This window comes from Kitasatospora sp. NPDC048722, from assembly GCF_040650235.1.
Lineage (GTDB): Bacteria > Actinomycetota > Actinomycetes > Streptomycetales > Streptomycetaceae > Kitasatospora.
The window spans coordinates 13,231-33,472 of sequence record NZ_JBEZGX010000026.1 but is presented as its reverse complement, the minus strand read 5'-3'; the positions used below and the strand labels follow the sequence as shown (position 1 = coordinate 33,472).

The 20,242-nt window shown below is 73.3% G+C and carries 17 protein-coding genes and 1 pseudogene; 5 read left to right on the top strand and 13 right to left on the bottom strand.

The window, feature by feature from the left end:
- Window positions 1-28 precede the first annotated feature (28 nt).
- On the top strand, window positions 29-205 hold the full coding sequence (locus AB0C76_RS20300) for a hypothetical protein (protein WP_359966983.1): 177 nt from the start codon (window positions 29-31) through the stop codon (window positions 203-205).
- A 76-nt stretch (window positions 206-281) separates the two neighbouring features.
- Here AB0C76_RS20300 and AB0C76_RS20295 read toward each other — a convergent pair whose 3' ends face one another.
- Window positions 282-2,186, bottom strand: coding sequence for an Ig domain-containing protein (locus tag AB0C76_RS20295; RefSeq protein WP_359966981.1), 1,905 nt, complete (start codon window positions 2,184-2,186; stop codon window positions 282-284).
- Window positions 2,187-2,670: 484 nt separating this feature from the next.
- On the opposite strand from AB0C76_RS20295, the gene AB0C76_RS20290 reads away from it, so the two are divergent.
- Entirely contained in the window at window positions 2,671-4,878 is a 2,208-nt protein-coding gene (locus tag AB0C76_RS20290; RefSeq protein WP_359966978.1) for an RICIN domain-containing protein, read from the top strand.
- Between the two features lie 223 nt (window positions 4,879-5,101).
- On the opposite strand, the gene AB0C76_RS20285 is transcribed toward AB0C76_RS20290, so the two are convergent.
- Complete coding sequence (locus AB0C76_RS20285) at window positions 5,102-6,403, bottom strand: PQQ-binding-like beta-propeller repeat protein (protein WP_359966975.1); 1,302 nt, start codon at window positions 6,401-6,403, stop codon at window positions 5,102-5,104.
- A 252-nt stretch (window positions 6,404-6,655) separates the two neighbouring features.
- On the opposite strand from AB0C76_RS20285, the gene AB0C76_RS20280 reads away from it, so the two are divergent.
- Together AB0C76_RS20280 and AB0C76_RS20275 are read left to right on the top strand one after the other, a co-directional pair.
- Complete coding sequence (locus AB0C76_RS20280) at window positions 6,656-8,197, top strand: alpha/beta fold hydrolase (protein WP_359966972.1); 1,542 nt, start codon at window positions 6,656-6,658, stop codon at window positions 8,195-8,197.
- Window positions 8,198-8,212: 15 nt separating this feature from the next.
- Window positions 8,213-9,811: an alpha/beta fold hydrolase gene (locus tag AB0C76_RS20275; RefSeq protein ID WP_359966970.1), complete on the top strand. Its 1,599-nt coding sequence runs from the start codon at window positions 8,213-8,215 to the stop codon at window positions 9,809-9,811.
- 458 nt (window positions 9,812-10,269) lie between these two features.
- On the opposite strand, the gene AB0C76_RS20270 is transcribed toward AB0C76_RS20275, so the two are convergent.
- Together AB0C76_RS20270 and AB0C76_RS20265 are read right to left on the bottom strand one after the other, a co-directional pair.
- Window positions 10,270-11,007, bottom strand: a complete 738-nt coding sequence (locus tag AB0C76_RS20270; protein ID WP_359966968.1) for a C39 family peptidase — start codon at window positions 11,005-11,007, stop codon at window positions 10,270-10,272.
- A gap of 546 nt (window positions 11,008-11,553) precedes the next feature.
- Window positions 11,554-11,907 carry a hypothetical protein gene (locus tag AB0C76_RS20265; RefSeq protein ID WP_359966965.1) on the bottom strand — a complete coding sequence of 118 codons (354 nt, stop codon included), beginning with the start codon at window positions 11,905-11,907 and terminating at the stop codon, window positions 11,554-11,556.
- A gap of 134 nt (window positions 11,908-12,041) precedes the next feature.
- Between AB0C76_RS20265 and AB0C76_RS20260 the strand changes: the two genes are divergently transcribed.
- The gene (locus tag AB0C76_RS20260; protein WP_359966962.1) at window positions 12,042-12,476 is read left to right on the top strand and encodes a hypothetical protein; all 435 of its coding nucleotides are present in this window, start codon (window positions 12,042-12,044) and stop codon (window positions 12,474-12,476) included.
- Window positions 12,477-12,495: 19 nt separating this feature from the next.
- Here the strand turns inward: AB0C76_RS20260 and AB0C76_RS20255 are convergent, their stop codons facing one another.
- The 9 genes and pseudogenes from AB0C76_RS20255 to AB0C76_RS20215 form a co-directional block, all read right to left on the bottom strand.
- A complete protein-coding gene (locus AB0C76_RS20255; RefSeq protein WP_359966959.1) occupies window positions 12,496-12,942 on the bottom strand; it encodes an NUDIX domain-containing protein in 447 nt (148 codons plus the stop codon).
- A 410-nt stretch (window positions 12,943-13,352) separates the two neighbouring features.
- Entirely contained in the window at window positions 13,353-14,303 is a 951-nt protein-coding gene (locus AB0C76_RS20250; RefSeq protein WP_359966956.1) for a sulfotransferase, read from the bottom strand.
- 157 nt (window positions 14,304-14,460) lie between these two features.
- Entirely contained in the window at window positions 14,461-14,967 is a 507-nt protein-coding gene (locus tag AB0C76_RS20245; protein WP_359966953.1) for an SRPBCC family protein, read from the bottom strand.
- Between the two features lie 188 nt (window positions 14,968-15,155).
- Window positions 15,156-15,437 carry a hypothetical protein gene (locus tag AB0C76_RS20240; RefSeq protein ID WP_359966950.1) on the bottom strand — a complete coding sequence of 94 codons (282 nt, stop codon included), beginning with the start codon at window positions 15,435-15,437 and terminating at the stop codon, window positions 15,156-15,158.
- A gap of 56 nt (window positions 15,438-15,493) precedes the next feature.
- Window positions 15,494-15,931 carry a hypothetical protein gene (locus AB0C76_RS20235; RefSeq protein ID WP_359966948.1) on the bottom strand — a complete coding sequence of 146 codons (438 nt, stop codon included), beginning with the start codon at window positions 15,929-15,931 and terminating at the stop codon, window positions 15,494-15,496.
- Between the two features lie 139 nt (window positions 15,932-16,070).
- Window positions 16,071-17,585: a HAMP domain-containing sensor histidine kinase gene (locus tag AB0C76_RS20230; RefSeq protein WP_359966946.1), complete on the bottom strand. Its 1,515-nt coding sequence runs from the start codon at window positions 17,583-17,585 to the stop codon at window positions 16,071-16,073.
- Entirely contained in the window at window positions 17,582-18,313 is a 732-nt protein-coding gene (locus AB0C76_RS20225; RefSeq protein ID WP_359967186.1) for a response regulator transcription factor, read from the bottom strand. Before AB0C76_RS20225 ends, AB0C76_RS20230 begins: the two co-directional genes overlap by 4 nt.
- A gap of 244 nt (window positions 18,314-18,557) precedes the next feature.
- Window positions 18,558-19,220 (bottom strand): hypothetical protein, encoded by a 663-nt coding sequence (locus AB0C76_RS20220; RefSeq protein ID WP_359966943.1) that lies wholly within the window; start codon window positions 19,218-19,220, stop codon window positions 18,558-18,560.
- Window positions 19,221-19,384: 164 nt separating this feature from the next.
- Window positions 19,385-19,972, bottom strand: a pseudogene (locus AB0C76_RS20215) (hypothetical protein); the annotation flags it as partial.
- Window positions 19,973-20,242 lie beyond the last annotated feature (270 nt).

Sequence of the window (20,242 nt, the reverse complement as noted above, 5' to 3'; positions counted from 1 at the left end):
GGCGTGGGGATGGTGTCACGAAGGTCGGGTGCGGGCGGTCGTGCTGGACGCGCCGGACCGCGGGGAGGACGGCTTCGCGGAGCTGCTGGCCGGGGGGTCGGGCGCGTTCCGGACGGGCGTCCTCGGGCCGCACCGGGTGGGGCTCTCCGCGCGGCTGGAGCACGACAGCGCCCGCCGGCGGGATCCGGCGGGTCGGTTGCGGTGACGCGCAAGACCCTTGCCGGGGCGGGCCCTCGGGGCCTGCCCCGGCAAGGGCGGTGATGGTGACGGTCAGACCGGCGTCAGGAGACGGTCACGTCGTCGTAGTAGGTGAAGGTCGGGTCACCCGGGTAGTTGTCGTCGCGGTTCGTCAGGGTGAGGGTGTAGCTGTGGCCCGGGGTCACGGACGCGGTCTTGTTGACCCAGGCGGAGGTGGCGGCGCAGGTCTTGGCGAGGACCGTGGTGGTGGTGCCGGTGGTGTTGTCCTTCAGGGTGGCGGTGGCCCAGTCGTAGGTCACGGTGTCCGGGCAGGTGTTGCTGTACCAGAAGGAGAGCTTGCTGGAGCCGGCCGGGGCGGTGAACGTCTGGGCGATCGAGGAGGTGGCGCTCGGGTTGGCCGAGCCGACCATCGCGCCGTACCCGCCGCTGTGCGCAGCGGAGGTGGAGGCGGACGTGGAGCCGGCCGAGGTCCAGCCGGACAGGTTGCCCGTCTCGAAGCCGCCGTTGGTGATGGGGTTGCCGCCACCGCCGGTGCTCTCGGTCCAGCTGAAGGAGGCGCTGCCGGAGGCGTTGGTGCCGTCGGTCGCGGTGACCGTCACGCTGGAGGTGCCGGCGGCGGTCGGGGTGCCGGAGATCAGGCCGGTCGAGGAGTTGATCGACAGGCCGGCGGGCAGGCCGGTGGCGGAGTAGGTGAGTGCCTGGCCGGAGGCCGAGTCGGTGGCGTGGATCTGCAGGCTCGCCGCCGTGCCGACGGTGCCGCTCTGGCTGCCCGGGTTGGTCACGGTCACCGTGTTCTGACCGGTGCCTCCGCCCACGATCGGGTGCGAGATGGCGCAGGAGTTGGTGTCGTTGGACCAGCTGGCCTGCTCGGCGAAGGAGCCGGTGCCCATGGTGACCATGGCCGCGCCGCCCGTGGTGCCGGGGGAGAGCCAGGCACACTCGTCGGAGTTCTCCTGCCCGTTGTAGCTGCTGCCGGAGACGTGGTTGGTCCAGCCGCCGGCCGGGAACTGGTCGGACATCATCTCGTGCCACTCGTGGCCGAGTGTCATCGTCCAGCCGTCGAGGGTGCCGGGCGAGTTGACGAATCCGACCCCGCAGCCGGCGCCGGAGTCCATGTTGTACGGCTGGTTGGAGAACGCGAGGTCGCCGTAGGGCGAGTTGACCGCGCCGCCGGTGAGCGTGGTGTCACCCGTGTAGTCGTGCCAGGCGCAGTACTGGTTCTGGTAGTTGTCCGGGTTGGTGCCGGTGGGCGAGAGGATCACGTAGTACGCGTCGCGGTTGGACGCGGACGTGGTGTTGCCGAAGTGACCGGCCGCCTTCACGGCCTCCTGGCCGAGCTGGTTGCCGCTGGCGGCGCTCGGCGAGGCGCCCGAGTTGTCGTACCAGACGCCGGACAGGACGCCGCCGCTCTGGTAGGGGACGAAGCTGGCGTTGGACGGGCAGCTGACCGCGCCGGAGGCGACGTTGGGGCCGTCGCACCACTGGGTGAGGTCGGCCGACCAGAGCTCGCCGCCGGTGCCGATGCCCTTGAACATCTCCTGGGTGACGGGGGCCGCGCCGTCCGGGTCGCCGGAGAAGGTCGCGTCCCCGCTGCCGTTGGTGCCCTGGCTGCCCCACTGGCTGCCGTAGAAGACCAGGTAGACCTTGGCGTGGCCGTCGAGGACGCCGACGCCGTTGGTGCCGCCGCCGTACGACAGCGTCTCCGGGCCGGTCGCCGCGGTACCGGCGTGGGTGTCCGCCCAGGCCTTCATCTTGGCGTTCTGCGCGATGGTCGGGACGGCACCGTGCCGGTACGGGTGCTGGTACTGGGGGCTGAACGGGTTCGCCGCCGACGCGCTCGGCTGGTTCGTCGCCTCGGGCTGGGCCTGGGCGACCGTGGAGGCGAATCCGGCGGCCGCGAGGGCCAGCGCCGCGACGCCGGACAGCACCGACGTTCTCGCCTTGCGGGTCGGTCTGCCCGCCTTGTGGGGCGTGCGGGAAATACCCATGGTGGGGGAAGCCTCTCTCATGCCGACCACCCGCGTGCCTGTTGGCAGCGGGGCTGTGCGGGGTGAGGACGGAGGAGAACAGGCCGTACCGGTCCGTGACCTGGCGAATCACCGGTCACGATCTACGAGGGGGATGGGGGCGGTGCAGCCTGCCACGCCACAGCAAAGCAGGTCCCGGAAATGGGGGTCAACGGCTCGGTGAGTAAAGGGATTTGAGCTGAACACAACGTTTTCGAAAAATCCGCACGCGGGCGTGCGGTTGGGATCTCGGATTTCCCGCATCAACAGATTACGGGCTGCTTATTCAGTGATGGCCGGACTTATCCAGTGAAGACGAGGTGCGGGAGTGTGCCGGCAGTCTTGACCGGGCTGACACTCCCTGTCACTGTCATGCTCGAAGTTGCTTGAACTGAAGCAGAGTTGAGCAAGAGTGAGCCAGGGAGTGCCCGTGTTCCCCCACCCGTCCCGTAGACTCGCCACCCTGTTGACGGCCGCGGCCCTGCTCGCGGCCACGGTCACCGCCTCCGCGCTGCCGTCCGCGGCCTCGGCCGACGAGCCCGACGGCCCGGTGTCCTACACCGTCACGGTCGGGGCGCCGACGCCCTTCACCCACCCCACCGACACCCCCGCCGTCCCGTACGTCGACAGGGACGGCACCTTCTACTTCCAGCAGTCCGCCGCGCTCTACGGCAAGAACGACCCGCGCTACTGGGACTTCTTCACCGGCACCGACTTCGACGCCGCCACCCGGTCCGCCGCGATCAGCGGCGCCGTCAACCCGGCCGATCCCGCCGACCGGAACGACGACACGACCTCGCGCTGCAACGACAGCCCGACCGGGCGCGGGGCGACGTTCGCCGGCGGCACCAGCGGGTACGCGCAGAAGAACTACTGCGACCTGTCCGGCGTGTGGATCGACCCCGACACCGGCGACTGGTACGGGCTGGTGCACAACGAGTTCACCCCGCAGCCCTTCGGCGACGGGCTCCACTTCGACGCCGTCGACTACGCCGTCTCCACCGACCAGGGCCGCACCTGGACGATCAGGGACCACGTCATCACCTCGCCGTACAGCACGAGCCGGGGTGACACCGCGCAGTTCCCCAACGAGACCTACTCCTACGGTGACGGCGACCAACGGCTGCTCGTCGACACCGCCTCCGGGTACTTCTACGTCTTCTACGGCTCGCGGATCGTCGACAAGAGCGGTGGCTGGAAGGCGTTCTACTCCCACGTCGCCCGTGCGCCGATCGCCTCCAAGATGGCGCCCGGCTCCTGGCGGAAGTGGTACGACGGCGCCTGGACCGAGCCCGGCACCGGCGGTCGCGAGAGCAACATGGTGCCCGTCGACGCGAACAGCTCCACCGGGTACACGGCGGCGGCCGACGAGTACGACCCGGCCGAACCCGGGACCTCGGCCCAGCAGATCGCCGCCGGGACGATGCCCCCGACCTCGCCGCTGTTCGTCATGGACGTCACCTACGACGCCTACCTCGGCCTCTACGTCGGCGAACCGCAGGCCGTCGACCAGAGCGGCAACGCTCCCCAGCGCTACTACGCCACCGCCGACCTCTCGACCCAGAAGTGGGTGCCGATCGGCGACACCGGGGGCTACCACACGGCCTCCTGGTACCGCTGGTTCCTCGACGGCGCCAACCGGACGAGCTCGGCGATCGTCGGGCGGACCTTCCGCGACTACTGCGCCTTCGGCTGCTCCGGTGGGGCGGACGGCGAGTACGTGCCGGTCACGATCGACCCGTCGGCGCCCGCCGCGTCGCCGGTCGACCCCGGCCGGGCGTACCGGATCGCGAACGCCGACGGGCGGGTCCTCGCGCAGGTCGCGGGCGGCCCGGACTCCACCTCGCTGGCGGCGCCGACCGGTTCGCCGCTGGAGTCCTGGACGTTCGCGGCGAACGGCGACGGCTCGTACCGCATCGCCAACGGCGCGACCGGGCAGCTGCTCGGGGTCGACCCGGGCTCGGTGAGCGGGCGTTCGTGGGGAGCCAGGCCCGTCCTCGGCGCGGCTCCGGCGGGCGGGCCGACGGTGGGGCAGCAGTGGTGGCTCGTGCCCGGTACGGCGGCGGACGGCACCGCGACCGGCGCGCTGCGGATCGTGAACCGCTACAGCGGCCTCGTCCTCGGACTCTCGGCGACCGCCAACCGGCTCACCGAGACGACCCCGAACCGGAGTTGGACGGACAGCAGCGGCAGCGCGGTCGGCGGCGCGCGGACGGCGGCGGAGCAGACCCTGGCGCTCACCGCCCTCGGCCCGGCCGGCCCCGGGCTCGACGGCACCCGCACGGTGGTGGCCTCGGGCAAGGCGCTGGACGACCCGGCCCACTCCACCAGCCAGGGCACCCGGCTCATCACCTGGACGCCCAACGGCGGCCGGAACCAGAACTGGGTCTTCACCCGGCAGGCGGACGGCAGTTACCAGCTCGCGAACGGCGAGTCGAGGCTGTGCGCCGACGTCAGCGGCGGCTCGACGGCGGCCGGTGCCCCGGTGATCCAGTGGCCCTGCACCGGCGCGGCCAACCAGCGCTGGATCGCGACGCCGGTGGCGGGCGGCGGGTACGCGCTCGCGTCGCAGAAGAGCGGCCTCCTGCTGACCACCGCCTCGACGGGTGACGGCGCACTCGTCACGCAGCAGCCGGACACCGGCTCCGCGCTCCAGCGGTGGGTGATCGGCTGACCTGCGGGCCCGGGGGCGCCGGGCCGTGACCGTGTGAGCGGGGTGATCGGGGCGGTCGGGGTGATCCGTGGCGGTCACCGGGCACACCGCGTGGCCGGCGGCACGGCCGACCGGTGTGCACCGTCCAGGTCGGCTCGAGCGACCGGCCCTCGGGCAGCCAGGTGGCCTCGCTCCCCTCCGACGACCCGTCGATCCGCACCGACGTGGGCCTTCTCCGCCCGAGCTAGCTCGCGCCGAGCGGCAGTGCGTGCAGGGCGTCGTCGTGGCCCGCGAAGAGGTGGGTGTCGTCGGCGGCCAGTGACCAGACGTCCTTGCCGGGGACCGCGTCGCGGAAGGTCCAGAGCTGCCGCCCCGTCGCGGCGTCGATCGCCCACACGCCACCGGCGGCCGGCCCGGGGACGTACAGCACGCCCTTGGACACCAGGGGCCGGCTGCGGTCGTCCAGCGGGAACGGCAGTCGGCAGGACCACACCTGGCGGCCCGTCGGTGCGTCGTGGCCGGTGAGCAGGCCGTTGTCACGCGGGACGTAGACCCGGGTGTCGTCCGCGACCGGCGGCAGCGCCCGCCACTGCTCTCCCGTGGCCGCACCGGCCGTCCAGCGCGACTCGCCGTTCGGCCCCAGCGCGCGGACGCCCCCGGTGCCGTCGGGGACGTAGACGTTCTCCGGTCCGGGGGCGTACCAGCGCAGGTTCTCGTCCACGGGGGCCTTCCAGAGCTCCCGGACGTCGGCGGCGTCCCGGACGACCACCTCGGTGCGCTCGCCGACTCTGCGCCTGCACAGCAGGAGGCCGCGGGCGGCCCCCACGGGGGCCAGCAGGTTCTCACCGGCCCCGAAGGGCACCGACCAGAGCACCGACCGGTCCGAGACCCGGATCGCGAACACCTTGGTCTCGGGTGACGTGGTCTTCGCCGAACCGTAGTCCAGGACCGAGCCGTACAGCGTGCCGCCGTCGCAACCGGCCAGCTGGACGCTGCCGCGGCCCGACTCCTGCGGCAGCGGCAGGCTCCAGTCGCCACCGGGGTCGGTGAGATGACGGGATTCGATGCGGCCCTGGACGGTGGTGAACAGGCGGTCCGGCCCGAACACCACGCTCCCCACGGAGTCCGGGCCGTTCGGCACGTCCGGGCGCGGCGGGTCGAAGGTGATCAGCCGCGCCGGGGCGCCGCTCGCGGGATCCAGGACCACGAGCCCGGTGCGGGAGGGGAAGAGCGGCCGGTCCGGCCGGTTCGCCAGCCGCTCCGGCGTCATCGCCTCCGCCCCCCGGTACGTCCAGGCCGGCGCGGGCCCCTCCGGCGCGGCCGGCCGGGGCTTCGGCGGCGCCGCCCCGTCCGAGCGCCCGAAGGCCCACAGCGCCGCGCCACCCGCGAGCACCCCGGCTCCGACGAGCAGCCCCCGCCGGCCGAGCCGCGGCCCCTCCCCGCCCCCGCCGACCACGTCCCCGGGCGCCGCGCCGGCACCGCCCGCATCGTCCCACTGCCACGAACCCTGCTCCGCCGAACGCTGCCCGGCCGAAGGCGATTGCATCTACCGGCTCCCTCGTCCCCCGGGGCAGCGCTCACCGCTGCCGATCAACGGAGACTATCGAACATCCGTCCCCGATCCATCGCGGCGGTTCCGGTGCCCCGTCGCCGCCATCCGGCGTAGCGCTTCGCGCACGACAGCCGCCGGGCGGGCAGGCTCGGGAGAACGCACACCGTGTCCGGCGCTGCCGGCCGGAGGGTTCGGCTGACGAAGGGCATCCGCATGGGAAAGCAGGGCATACGCACGCCGGGACGGGTGGTCCCCCGTCCTGTGGTCAAGGCGGCCGCAGGCGTCGTGGCGGGCTGGCTGGTCCTCACGGCCGGCGCCCCCGTCGGCGAGGCGGCAGCAGCGCCGACCGGCAGTGCCCGGTCGTCGGGCTCGCCGCAGTTCGTGCCCGGCGCGTGCCCGAGGACCCCGAAGCCGATTCCCGCACTGGCCGACGCGCGCTGCGGGGTTCTGGTGGTGCCTGAGAACCGCGGCCGACCCGGCGGCCCGACGATCCGCCTCACGGTGGCGGTCATCCCGGCCAGGTCCTCGTCGCCGGCTCCGGACCCCGTCGTCCACATGACCGGCGGGCCCGGGAGCGACGCGATCGATGACGCGCAGTTCCTCGTCGACGCCGGAGTGAACCGGGACCGGGACCTGATCATCATGACCCAACGGGGGACGCTGTACGCCGAGCCGAGCCTCGCGTGTCCGGAGGTGGACCGGTTCTACGCACACGCGGTGGGGCTGCGCTACGACGCGGTGCCGACGAAGCGGCTCCTGGTCGGCGCGATGGGCGAGTGCCGGGACCGACTCACGGGCAGCGGCATCGACCTCGGGGCCTACAACACCTCCGAGAACGCCGCCGACTTCGCCGACCTGCGCACGGCGCTCGGGATCGCCCGCTGGAACGTGTACGGGTACTCCTACGGCACCGATCTCGCGCTCACCTTCCTGCGCGAGCACCCGGAGGGCATCCGGACCGTGACGATCGATTCGGTGGTCCCCCCGCAGATCGTCAGCCTCCCGTGGACCTGGAGCAGTGCAGGGGAGGGGATCAACGCGATCCTCCGGGCCTGCCGCGACCAGCCGGCCTGCGACGACCGGTACCCGCGTCTCGCCAGGACGCTGACGCGGCAGGTGAGGAAGCTGGAGGCCGATCCGCTGACACTGCGCGCGACGCCGCCGGGCGGCGGGCAGGAGGTCGAGGTCGTCCTCGACGGTGGCGCCCTGGTCAACCTCCTCGTCGGCAACTCCGTCCCCTCGGCCGACGTTCCCGCCGCGATCGACGAGCTCGCCCACGGCGATCCGCACCGCTTCGCCTCCGCCCGCGCGGCCGGCTCGACGCCCGTCATCGGCGACTTCGCCTACGGCCTGACCGAGAGCGTGGCGTGCGGCGAGTGGGTGCCGGGCAGATCGGCCGACGACCTGCTGGAAGCGGGACGCCGGGCGTTCCCGGGATATCCGGACTCGGTACTCGCCCAGGCTCCGCAACTTCCCTACCAGAGTGAGGTGTGCCGCACGTGGGACGTTCCGGACCGCACGTCCTCCCAGCGCGTGGCGACCCGGAGCACGGTGCCGACGCTGATCCTCTCGGGAACGTTCGACGCCAAGACGGGGGCGCGGTGGGGACGGTTCGCGGCCCGGACGCTTCCCGACGCGACCGTCGTGCGCGTTCCCGGAATCGGCCACTGGGTGACTCCGCAGTCTCCCTGCGCCCAGAGCGTCCTGGCTTCCTTCCTCGCCGACCCGGCCGCCGTCGACACCGAGTGCGTCGGCGGCCTCAAGCCCAAGCCGTTCACGATCACCTGACCAGGAGACCGAACCATGCTCAACACGCCAGTCCCTCGACGTCGCACCGCTACGGGGTTACCGAACCGGTTCGCCGGTGCGGCGGTCGGCGGCGCGGTCCTCGTCGGCCTGCTGGGAGCGCCCGCGCAGGCGAGTCCGCCGGGGGCGGTCGCGGCACTCGGGACCCTCGCCCGGACCGCCGGGTCGGCCGCGTTCACGCCGGGTGCCTGCCCCAGGACGCCGGAGCCGATACCCGCACTGAGGAACGCGCGCTGCGGAACGCTCACCGTGCCCGAGAACCGCGCCGATCCCGACGGGCGGACCATCACCCTCGGGGTCGCGATCGTGCCGGCGCTCTCGCGCACACCGGCGCCCGATCCGATCGTGTGGTTCGCCGGCGGTCCCGGCGACGACGCCGTCGGGGAGGCGCAGTTGGCGATCGACGGCGGCCTGAACCGCGACCGTGACGTGATCTTCATGTCCCAGCGCAGCACCTACTCGGCCGATCCGGAACTCACCTGCCCGGTGGTGGACCGCTTCGCGGCCCGCGCCGTCGGCCTCGTATACGACGCGCGGTCCACCGGGCGCGAGCACGTCGAGGCCACCCGGGCCTGCCGGGACGAACTGGCGGCTCGCGGAGTGGACCTGAGCGCCTACAACAGCACCGAGAGCGCCGCCGACTACGCGGACCTGCGGGTCGCACTGGGCATTCGGCAGTGGAACGTGTTCGGGATCTCCTACGGCACCGACCTCGCGCTCATCTACCTGCGGGAACACCCGGAAGGGATCCGTTCGGTCGGCGTGGACGGGGTCCTCCCGCCGTCCCTGGCCGGTGCCGCGCTGACCTGGAGCAGCGCGAAGCAGGGCTTCGACGGACTGTTCCGGGCGTGCGCCGAGCAGCCCTCGTGCGCCGACCGCTACCCGGACCTGGAGGACACGTTCACCGAGCTCGTCCGGGAGCTGGAGGCCGATCCGGTCACCACCCACGTCACGGTGCCGTCGAGCAGTGAGCCGGTCAAGGTGGTGATCGACGGCGGGACCCTGGTGAACTGGCTGACCTCCGCCACGCACGTGGCCGCGGGCGTTCCCCGCTCCATCGACGAGCTGGCCCACGGCAACCCGCAGCGGGTCGCCGAGCAGTGGGCCGGAGGCAAGGTCAGCCCGCAGGCGATCGGGCGGATCAGTCAGGGGCTGGCCTACGGGGTGTTCTGCGGGGAGTGGGTGCCGTACGAGGACCCGTACGACGTGATCCGGGCGGGAAAGCGTGCGTTCCCGTCGTTCCCGCGCTCGGTGCTCGCCCAGGGCCCGCAGCTGCCCTTCCTGCGGGGCGACTGCCGGGCCTGGGACGTTCCGGCGCAACCGCGCTCGGTCCGGGACGTGACGCGCAGCGACATCCCGACGCTGGTCCTGTCGGGAGGGTTCGACGCCCAGACCGGCGCGTCGAACGGGGCCTACGTCGCGCGCACGCTGCCCAACGCGACCACCGTCACGGTCCCCTACACCGCCCACGTCGTGTTCGCGGGCTCGCCGTGCGCCCGGAGCATCGTCACCTCGTTCTTCGACGCCCCCGACGACCCGGCGACCGGCTGCACCGCCCACGTCCAGCCGCCGCAGTTCGAGATCGGGCCGAGATGAAACGAGCTCACCGGTTTCACTGATCGCTTCGGAGGCAGGAGAAGGGGCGCCATGCCGAGCAGTCCGTCGGCGACGGCGAGGACCGTCCAGGCGGGACCGGCGATGTGCAGGCGCCGGTGCGGCGGCGGTCGCGGTGCTGGCCGGCCCGGTGAGCCTCGCCCGCCGACGAGGGCGCGGACGAGCGGTGGCCCGACGGACACCGGGTCGGAGTACGGATCGACCCCGTGCACCCGCAGCGGGCTCCCGTCACCGGCGGCGGATACCGGCCGCTGTGGGTCGTGGTCGCGGTGGGTGGGCTCGGCACCCCGTTCGTCCGGTGCGCTGGTGGCTCCTGGAGGAGCCCGCGGAGTAGGTGCCGTCGGTCGGTTCCCGCCGGGTGCCAGGCGCCGGGCATCCCACGAGGACGCACCGGCGTGGCGGGCGCCGACCGTCTCGTGGGATCGAACGGCGGTGCGGTGTCACCGGACGATGACCGCCATGTCCTGGTACGTCGCGTACCCGGCGTCGAAGGCGGCCTCGCTGATCCAGGACTCCCCGCGGTTCGGGTCGTCGACCAGGAGCTGGCCGTCACGGACCGCGGAGACGACCACGGAGTGCTCGGACGGTCCGGCGTAGAGCACCCGGCGGCCGTCGTAGGCGGTGTACGAGCCGGCTGTCACGTAGCTCCAGCCGTAGTCGGCCCAGACGATCGCCGGGTGTCCGGCGGCGACCTGCGCACGCAGCTGGGACGGGCTGATGCCCTGCCCCGCCTGCATGACCGAAAGGCCGTAGGACCGCGCGGCCTGGGCGACCGGCGGGTAGTACACGCCGAAGCCGGTGCCGGCCGCCTCCGAGCCGTCGGGGTCGCCCACGAAGGCGCGGTACGGATCGCCGGACAGCGGACCGGAGACGCCCACCTGGTAGTGCACCCGGTCGACGCCGATCCGCGCGAGCACGTCCTGGTCCCCGACGTGGACGCCGCGGGCGGCCAGCACCATGCGCAGCGACGCCGCCTCGCAGTCGTTGGCCAGCTGCTGGGAGGAGAACGAGACCCCGGTCGCGGCGGCGCCGGAGGGCGTGGCACAGACCAGCGTGGCCGCAGCGGCCAGGGCGGCGGCCAGTGCCGTCAGCCGTCCGCCGCGCGGTAACCGCCTGAACCGGTGATGCGGGGGCTGCGGGTTCCCAGGGTGGTCGCGGATGTGCTCGCCCTTCGTCATGGGGCTCCTCCTTCGCTGTCTTCCCCCGTTCCATGGCACCTCGTTCTCACCCGTCCCGCAGCTGGGGAGGTCAGGCGGTTGCAGGCTCCGCCGGCCGGCGGGCCGGGGCGTCGGACGCCCTCGCGGTTGTACAGGGAGACGGCCGGCGCGATGGTGAGGGCGGCGCCGCCGGCGAAGACGGTGCCGGAGGAGACGGCCTTCGGGCTGCCGGCCTCGGTGCGGGCCGAGCCGGCGACGAACGGCATCACGGCGAGCACGGCGACGCCGAGGACGACCTCGCCCCGGACGACCTCGCCCCGGACGACCTCGGGAAGTGCCGGAGCGTCAGGCGCAGGAGTGGGGTGGTGTCGTCCACGGCACGCGCCCGCACGATCCGGGGCATCAGCCGGAACTGGTTGAAGGCCCCCGCGACGACCGGCCCGACGACCAGGAGGATCTCGACGAGCAGGGCGATGCCGTACCCGGTGGTCCACAGCTGCGAGATGCCGCCGACGTGCTCCGGGCCGGCGGCTGTTCGGTGCGGGGCGCTGTGCGTCTCGGCGCGTGCTACGCCCCGGGGTTGAGGCTGAGGACCGCGAGCAGGAACACCAGGAGTGCCGCCGACGGGGCGAGCGCGATCGCCACCCGCGCCTTGGGCAGCAGGTAGGCGGCGGCCCACTGGAGGGCGAGGAGGACGAGGGCCGCGAAGAGCGAGTAGGTCGCGAAGTGCAGCTGCGCGTAGGTGGTTCGGCAGTCGTGCGGTCCGTTGCACGGGTCGGTCGCCATCTCCGCGAGGCCCCGGAAGAAGGTGGCCGGCAGCAGGAGCGCCCCGTTCACGAGGGTGGAGATCAGCGGGGCCTTCGTCCAGTCCTCGCGGGAGGAACTGGCCGGACGGTGCACGGCGGGCATCGATTCGCTCATGCCGACCATGCTGCCGACGGGGCCGGGGGCCCGGCAGCGACCGGGTACTCAGGTCGGGGGAGGTACGTACTCGGGTAGGTGCGCCTGCCGATACCGCGTTGCGCGGGCGGGGGAGTCCGGACGAGGATCGGGGGATGTTCGAGCTGCTGCCGTCGACCGGTCTCGTGTTGCCCCATGGGGCGGGTGTGCTGCGGTTCGGCATGTCCGAGCGTGACGCGCAGTGGGCCGTCGCGACTCTGGCGGACGTGCGCGAGTACTGGGCCTGCCAGGCCGGTTGGGCCTTCTCGGCCCGCTACGAGGGCTTGGAGCTTCTCGTCTTCGGGGACGTCGTCGACCGGTTGGGCCGCACCGAGCGGGACGTGGACGGGCTGGCGTCCGTCCGCGTCCTCCGGCACGACCGCGCGCCGACCGGGCCGTCCGCCGTCCCGGTGGTCCTCCAGGACGTCGACCTGTTCGGCTACCCGGCGGCCGAGGTGCTGGCCGCCCTGGAGACCGACCGGCACCCCGCGGTGAGGTTCCGGTCGGCCCCGACCGGCTTCCTGCTGGAAGCGGGGCTCTTGGCGATGTGAGCACGCCCCGGGCCGGGAGTCACAGCGGCCGGCCGGCGACGGACAGGGGGCTGCCGCGGCGGATCTCGTCGAGGGCCTGGACGGTGTAGTCGACGGTGTTCCCGGGCAGCCGGCCGAGCGGCCACCAGGCGAGGCGGTCGCACTTCTCGGGCTCCCGGTTGTCGGCGTCGCCCTCGTAGCGGACCGGGCGGAAGAAGAGCTGGAGACGGTCGGCGCCGTCGTCGGGGTCCAGGTGGTGGAGCGTGTGGACCAGTCGGAGGTCATCCGGGGCGATGGTGATGCCCAGTTCCTCGTCCGCCTCGCGCGTCATCGCGTGGGTCACCGTCTCGCCGGCTTCCAGGTGACCGGCCGGCACGTGCCACAGGCCGGCGGCGTAGGGGGTGTTCCGTCGGAGGCCGAGCAGGACGTGGTCCTCCTCGATGAGCACGAGGTGGACTCCGACGACGAGGGTCAGTGGGTTTGCCATGGCGGCCTCCGGAAGGGTGCGATTCGAACAACGCGGGGTTTCGTCGGATGTGGGCTGGTCCTGCAAGTCCGGCTGGAGGAAGCTGATTTGCCCCGGACGACGGGCTCGCCGTCAGTGATGATGGTGCTGTTCGAATCAGGTGTTCAAGTCGGTCGTGCGTACCCGGGGTGGGAATCACTCGTTCGGACGGCCGGTGGCGGTGGGAGGTTTGCAGCGGACCCAGATCGTGCCCCGGTCGACGAGTTGGTCCGGGTGGACCTCCACACCCGGACCAGCGTCGCGCAGCCCGGGGGCAGCAGCTGGAGCACGGCTGCGGCCCACTCTCCGGCCTCGCGCTGCGCCAGGACCGCGCGACCTGCGGGACGTCGCCAGGGTCCCGGCCGACGTCGACGCCGCGCCGAGCCTCCGGTTCAGTCCGCGCGAAGCCCCAGGGACAGCTCGCCTTCGGCGCAGCTGTCCCTGAGCTCGTGCTGCTCCACTGGGGACAGCCGCCCGGACGCGCCCCGGCGGCCGCCGTCGAGCACGCTCCGCGCGGTGGTCAGCCAGTCGGCGACCGGTTCCACCCCGATGAACTCGGCCAGGCGGGACAACTCCCGGTCGGGGGCGTCGAGCAGGTCCTCGTAGACCAGGGTGGTCCGCATGCCCGGGGGCACGGCCGCCAGATGGGCGACGCCCTCCGTGACCAGGCGGGACCACAGCTCGCCGAACGCGGTGAGCGGGATGGCGCGGTCCCACACCAGTGCCGGATCGAACCGTTCGTCGAGCAGAGGGGCGAGGTCGGGCGGCAGCGCCCGGACGTGTTCCTCGGTGAGCTCGACGAACCGGGTGACACCGGAGCGTCGGAGGATCTCGCGCAGGAGCAGGATCGTCCGGTAACCGGGGTGCCGGCTCATGGACAGGGCGCAGTCGGGGCCGGAGCGGACCAGGTGGACGAACCGGGCCTCGGGGAAGAGCGTACGCAGGCGCGGGATCCACTCCGTCGAGAAGCCCGACCGTTCCACCACGGCCGTACGGCCGAAACGGTCGCCGAGCTCACCGAACAACGCCCGGTACTGGTCGGCCGCGGAGCGCGAGGGCCACTGCCGGACCGTTCGCCCGAGGTCGTCGAACAGGTCGTCCGGACGGTCCGTCACGTGCGGCAGCACCATGAGCAGGATCGCCGGGACACCCGGAGCCCCGGCCGAGTACCGCCCGGGCCGCCGCGTGTAGAGGAACTCCGGCAGCGGGATGCCCGAGCGGATCATCTTCTCGAAGACCGGGTTCGGGTCCGCGAGCAGCCGCCAGAACTCCGGCCCCGACAGCGGTCGTTCCGGAATCCCCTCGGCACCCACGGACGCGAGCAGCTCGTTGAGGCTGAGCACGTCAGGGTGAACATTGAGAACCCGCGACAGCGCGGTCGACCCGCTGCGCCCTGTTCCGACGACGAAGGTCAACGGGCGCACGCTCTCCCCTTCCGGTGAAGTGGTCCAACCGTAGCGGTACTTGAGGCGAAAGGTGCTGTCGGCTCAGCTGGTGGCCTCAGCGCTCCCTTCCGCTTGCCGCAGTGTCGGCCTCCAGCGAGCGCTTCAGTGCGGCGAGCGTCACCGTCATGTTCCGGCGGTTCCATTCCGCGCGGCCACCGGTGCGCAGCACGGTCTCCGTCGTCCAGGTGCTGACCCGGTTGCGGCGGTCCTGCCAGAACTGCTCCACCACCGTCACGCCGCCGTCCGCCTCGCTCAGGGTGAGGCGGAAGCCCCAGCGGGCGACCGCGATCGGCCCGAAGCTGACGTCCCAGGCGAAGACGCGCCCCGGCTCGGCCTCGACGACCCGGCAGACGGTGTTCCAGCGGATGCCGCCCTTGCGGTTGTGTCCCTGGAAGCGCGCGCCCGGCACCGGAGCGGCAGGGCTGCCGCGCCACGCGGCACCGGTGCACTCGGGACTCCACTCGCCCATGCGCGTCACATCGGCGACCGCGGCCCAGACGGCGTCCGGCGGGGCGGCGATCTCCGTCCGGACGGAGACGGATTCACGGCCGGCACTGGTCATGCGAACCTCCTCCAACGGGTGTCCCGGCATCGCACCGCGCGCGGGCTCCCCGCGTCAACGTGCGCCCGGTCACAGCGCCGGCCAGGAGCCGGCGGCGGTCGCTCGGGTGGGGCCGCGGGTCATGTGGCCGGAGCCGTGGCTCCGGCTGTTCCCCGTGCTTCGACGGGGAACAGCCGAGCGCTCGCGGGTCAGGGGGACGCCGTGTCCTGGGTGTCCTTGGCGGCGTCCGATTCGGCAGCGGCGGCGGCGCTGTCGGCGGCGTCCACCTTCTGCCGCATCTGGCTGAGCTGGTCGCCGCTCACGGCCGATCCGCTCGCGCCCGCGGACGGTGCGCCCGCGGCGGGTTCGCCGCCCTTCCCCGCACCGCTCCCGTTCGCGCCGCACGCCGTCAGGGCGAGCGCGGCGAGCAGGGCGGCCGTCAGGGCGGCGGCCCGCCGGGACAGCCGGCCGACCGCTACCGGTGCGGCCACCGGCCTGCCCCCGACCGGGGCGGACGCCGTGCCGCGCACGGCCACTGCGCGGGCGGTCACTGCGCGTTCGGGGTGCCGAGGCCCTGCGAGGAGCACCAGCCGGCCACGGCGTTCAGGTCGCTCTGGCGCTGGGTCAGCGTGGGAACCAGGCCCTTGCGGTACGTCAGCCGGTCGTTGAGGTCGTTGTAGATCGCGGTGTGGCCGGCGGCCTTGGCGTTGTTCACCCGCTGCGTCAGGCGGGCGATCGAGCCGGCCTCGGTGACCGGGCCGTTCAGGCGGTCCAGCGCGTTCTTGACCCGCTGCTCGGCCTTCGGCAGCCGCTTGCAGACGCCCTTCGCGCCGTCGCCCTCGGGGGTCGGCAGCACCTTCGGCGTCGAGGAGGCCACCGGGGTGGCACCGGCGGTGTCGGCCTGGGCCGGTCCGGCGAGGGCGATGAGGGTGGTGCCGAGAGCGAGAGCGCCGATCGCTGCGGCCGCCTTACGGTGGGAGTGCATGGCGAAGTCCTCCAGTTGCCACGGGTGGCAGGTCCGGCCGGAGCGTCGGGCGCTCCGGCTGAGCAGGACGGTAGAGGGCCTCTTTGTGGATTCCTTGTGAGCCGGCCGGCCGCTCTGTGGGTCCGGCACCCCGGGAGCTTCAGGCGCTCGCACCCGTGGAGCGGATCCAGTCGCGGCGGGCCGGCAGGGGTGGCGTCGGGGCGTCCGGGTCGACCAGGGGCAGCCGGACCTCGACGCGGCAGCCGGTACCGCTCGGCGGCTCGGTGACCGTGATGGTGCCCCGGTGCAGGGCCACCTGCTGGGCGACCAGGGTCAGCCCCAGTCCCGAACCGGGGCTGTCCCGCCGCCGGCGGAAGCGGTCGAAGACCGCCGCCCGGTCCTCCACCGGGATGCCCGGCCCGTCGTCGTCCACGGTCAGCAACGCCTGCCCGGCCTCCCGGCGCAGGCCGACCACGATCCGGGCCGGCTCCCCGGGCCGGTGCCCGTGCACGGCCGCGTTGGCCAGCAGGTTGTCGCAGACGATCCGCAGCCCGGCCTCCCACCCGTGCACCCGCAACCCGCCGCCGTCCGGCCCGGTGAGGCCGGGGCCGGTCACGCCGACGGTCACCTCCGGCCGCCGTCGGCGCAGCTCGGCGACGGCGGCGGCGGCCGGATCGGCCGGGTCGATCACCGCGAACGCCTCCTCCTCTACCAGGTCGCCACGGGCCAGCGTGCGCAGCGCGGTGAGCAGGTCGAGCAGTCGCCGGTGGTCGTCGCGGAGGTCGGAGAGGATCTCGGCGCGGTCCGCCGCCGGCAGGTCCGGGTGCGCGCCGAGCACGTCCAGGTTGGTCTGCAGGCTCATCAGCGGTGTGCGCAGTTCGTGCGAGGCGGCGGCGGAGAACGAGCGGGCGGTTTCCAGCGCCTGGCCGGTCCGGGCGACCTGGTGGTCATACCGGGCCAGCGCGCTCTCCAGCGCGAGCGCGAGCTCGTCCACCTCGCGGATCCCACTGTGCCGGTGGGTGAAGCCGCCGGCGCCGGCGCGCGGGTCGAGCGCGCCGGCCCGCCGGCCCAGGCGGCTGAGCGGTGCGGTGGCGCGCCGTGCGAGCGCGTATGCGAGCAGGCCGGAGAGCGGCGCGGCCAGCACAGCGGCCCACAGGATCCGCCCGCGCACCGCGTCCACCTGCGGGTTCGTCGCCGACACCGGTGCGGTGACCCAGAGCGTGCCGGGGTTGGCGCCGCTCACCTGCCGGGCCAGCACCCGCCAGGCACGGCCCTGCGCCCGCACGGTGACCAGGACGCCGGTGCCCGTGGGGGCGGGCTGCGGGAGCACTGCGGCCGGGCCCGGCACCGGGCCGCCCTCCGTGATCTGCTCGCCGTTCGCGTCCGCCACCCGGATGCCGACGTCCAGCGCGTCGTCGAGCAGGTTGCGGCGCTGGTTCTGCTCGATCCGGGGCCGGTCCTGCTGGGTGGCGGTCAGCAGCGCCCTGGCGGCGGGCAGCACGGCGGCGGCGCGGTCGCGCAACCTGGTGTCCTGCTGGGAGCGCAGATCGTGGGTGACCAGGCCGAGCAGCAGCGCGCCGGTGCCCAGCACGAGCAGCGGGACGAGCAGGGCCGCGCCGGTCGCGATCCGGGTGGCCAGGCTCATCGAGCGCCGGGCGGGGACGGGGCCGCTCACCGGTGTGCCTCCGGTATCCGCAGCACGAAGCCGACGCCCCGCACCGTGTGGATCAACCGCGGCCGGCCGCCCTCCTCCAGTTTGCGGCGCAGGTAGCTGACGAACGTGTCGACGGCATCGGTGCGGACCTCGAAGTCGTACCCCCAGACCCGTTCGAGCAACTGGTCGCGGGACAGCACCAGTCCGGCGTTGCGGGCCAGGTACTCCAGCAACTCGAACTCGCGGCGGGTCAGCCGCAGCGGCTGGCCGTCCCGGCGGACCTCGCGGGCGGCGGGCTCGATCTCCAGCGGCCCGACCCGGAGCACCTCACCGCCCGGTACGGCGGGCCCGCCGTACAGTCCGGCCTGCGGGCGGCGGCGCAGCAGGGCGTGCAGGCGCAGCACCAGCTCCTCCAGCGCGAACGGCTTGACCAGGTAGTCGTCGGCGCCCGCCTGCAGGCCGGCCACCCGGTCGGCGAGCTCGTCCAGTGCGGAGAGCATCAGCACGGGTGTGTCGATGCCCTGGTCCCGCAGTCGGCGGCAGACCTCGGTGCCGTCCACGTCGGGCATCGAGACGTCGAGGACCAGCACGTCCGGTGGCTCGGTGGCCACCAGGCGCAGAGCCGCCCGTCCGCCGTCCGCCGTCCGCACCGTGAACCCGCTGAGCCGCAGGCCGCGTTCCAGCGACCTGCGGATCGTGTCGTCGTCGTCCACCACCAGCACCGTCCCGGTGCCGTCACCGACCGCCATCGGGTTCTCCTCGCTCCCTTCCGGCCGCAGCCGGGGCGTCCACAGTGCCACGGGCTGATGAGAGCTTTCTCATCGAAGTCCCGGGGCCCACGGACGAACGCCGGAGGCCGTCGAGAACACGAGCCGGCACGGTCGATCCGCCGCACGGCCGAGGGCGGGCCCGCGGTCCGGAAGACGGCGGGCGGCCCGGGAGGCCGACAGTGGTCGGTTCCCGGGCCGCCCCGCTGGTGTTTCCCCGAGGGGGTCAGCCGGCCGGAGTGCCGCCGTCCTCGACGAGGCTGTACATGACCGACCGCTGGTCCTTGCGGCGTTCGACGCGGCCCTTCGCGACGAGCGCGCCGAGGGCGTTGCGCACGACCTGCGGGGTGGGCTCGCGGTCCGGGTGCGCCAGCAGGAACTCGTCGCGCAGTTCCTTGGCGGTGCGGGGCTCGCCGTGGCCGGCGAGCAGGTGCGTCAGGACGTCGCCCAGCAGCGGGCGCTGCGACGGGACCTTGGCGACGCGGCGGGACTTGGCGGCCGCCTTCACCGTGGAGGCGGCCGTGGAGCCGGCTCGCGGTGACGGGGTGCGGGGCGCCCGCTTGCGGCGCGGCGCCTTCGCGGCGGGCGCTTCGGCGGGTGCTTCGGTGGGTGTGTCGGCGGACGCGTCGGCGGGGGCCGGCTCGTCCTGGGGGCGGGCCTGCTCCGGGCCGGGCGTCGAGTCCGGGGCCTGCTCCTGGACGGGAGCGGGCCCGGTGTCGTCGCTGTAGCGCTCGGCGACCGACATGATGTCGACGAGGAGCGCCTCCTCCTGCCGGAGCTTGGTGAGTTCGTCGGCGAGCTCCTGCTGCCGGCGGCGGTTCCCCGCGAGATCCGACGCGGCCTGTACGGCGTACCGCGATCGGAGCGAGGCGGCTGATTGGCTGGTCACGACCGGTCACTCCTGCCTGTGGACGTTGTTGCGCATGGTACCCGTGTCGAGGGCCCGCGCACGGCGTCGAAAGCGAAATAACCCTTCGGCCAGGTGACGTTCGCGCACGTGGTGGCGCGCAGGGAGAACACACCTGTCAGTCCACGGATGTCCTTGACGGATCGTCAGCTCGCGAGGGGGCTCGACTCCTCCAGGGTCCCGTCCGCCAGCCGCAGCCGGCGGTCGACCCCGATCCGGGCGAGGAACCGCTCGTCGTGGCTCGCCACCAGGAACGCTCCCTGGTAGGAGTCGAGCGCGCCTTCGAGCTGCCCGACGCTGACCAGGTCGAGGTTGTTCGTCGGTTCGTCGAGCAGCAGCAGGTGCGGCGCGGGCTCGGCGCACAACACGCAGGCCAGGGTGGCGCGCAGGCGCTCGCCGCCGGAGAGCGCGCGCACGGACAGGTGGGCTCGGGCGCCCCGGAAGAGGAAGCGGGCGAGGAGGTTCATCCGCTCGATGCCGCGGACGTTCCTCTCCGCGACCTCGCGCCCGGCCGGCACCGCCTCGTCGTAGGCGGTGAAATCGCCGCCGTACAGGCGGAGTTCGTGCGAGTCGAGTTCGGCGATGCGGTCCATCCGATCGAGCGGGGCGCGGTCGTGGCCGACCAGCGGCAGGCAGCCGGAGAAGTACTCCAGCATGTCGTGGAGGCGCTGCCGGGCGCCGAGGTCGAGGTTGTACGTCGGTTCGTCGAGCAGCAACACGTCCGGGCGGTGCAGTGGGGACGTCTTGACGGTGCGTCGGATAGCCGCCGGAATAATGTCCGTTCGGAACGGTTACGTTCTGTCTCGATGGGCCAAGGCTCACACCCAGGGACGGGACACCCCGTGAACGCCGCGAGCAGGTCGAGCGGGAGAGGGGCGGGACTGACGAGGTCCACGGCTTCTACCGGCTCTTCCTCGCCCCGACACGGCCCGCTGCGCCCCCAACGGCAGCACCGACGGCCTCGGGGCCCTGACCGCCTGGGTCGAGCAGGGCAGGGCCCCGCG

Excerpts from the sequence above, each read along its gene's own strand:
- AB0C76_RS20295 (WP_359966981.1), bottom strand. The coding sequence starts at position 2,186 with ATGGGTATTTCCCGCACGCCCCACAAGGCGGGCAGACCGACCCGCAAG.
- AB0C76_RS20285 (WP_359966975.1), bottom strand. The coding sequence starts at position 6,403 with ATGCAATCGCCTTCGGCCGGGCAGCGTTCGGCGGAGCAGGGTTCGTGG.
- AB0C76_RS20275 (WP_359966970.1), top strand. The coding sequence starts at position 8,213 with ATGCTCAACACGCCAGTCCCTCGACGTCGCACCGCTACGGGGTTACCG.
- AB0C76_RS20270 (WP_359966968.1), bottom strand. The coding sequence starts at position 11,007 with ATGACGAAGGGCGAGCACATCCGCGACCACCCTGGGAACCCGCAGCCC.
- AB0C76_RS20265 (WP_359966965.1), bottom strand. The coding sequence starts at position 11,907 with ATGAGCGAATCGATGCCCGCCGTGCACCGTCCGGCCAGTTCCTCCCGC.
- AB0C76_RS20260 (WP_359966962.1), top strand. The coding sequence starts at position 12,042 with ATGTTCGAGCTGCTGCCGTCGACCGGTCTCGTGTTGCCCCATGGGGCG.
- AB0C76_RS20255 (WP_359966959.1), bottom strand. The coding sequence starts at position 12,942 with ATGGCAAACCCACTGACCCTCGTCGTCGGAGTCCACCTCGTGCTCATC.
- AB0C76_RS20245 (WP_359966953.1), bottom strand. The coding sequence starts at position 14,967 with ATGACCAGTGCCGGCCGTGAATCCGTCTCCGTCCGGACGGAGATCGCC.
- AB0C76_RS20235 (WP_359966948.1), bottom strand. The coding sequence starts at position 15,931 with ATGCACTCCCACCGTAAGGCGGCCGCAGCGATCGGCGCTCTCGCTCTC.
- AB0C76_RS20225 (WP_359967186.1), bottom strand. The coding sequence starts at position 18,313 with ATGGCGGTCGGTGACGGCACCGGGACGGTGCTGGTGGTGGACGACGAC.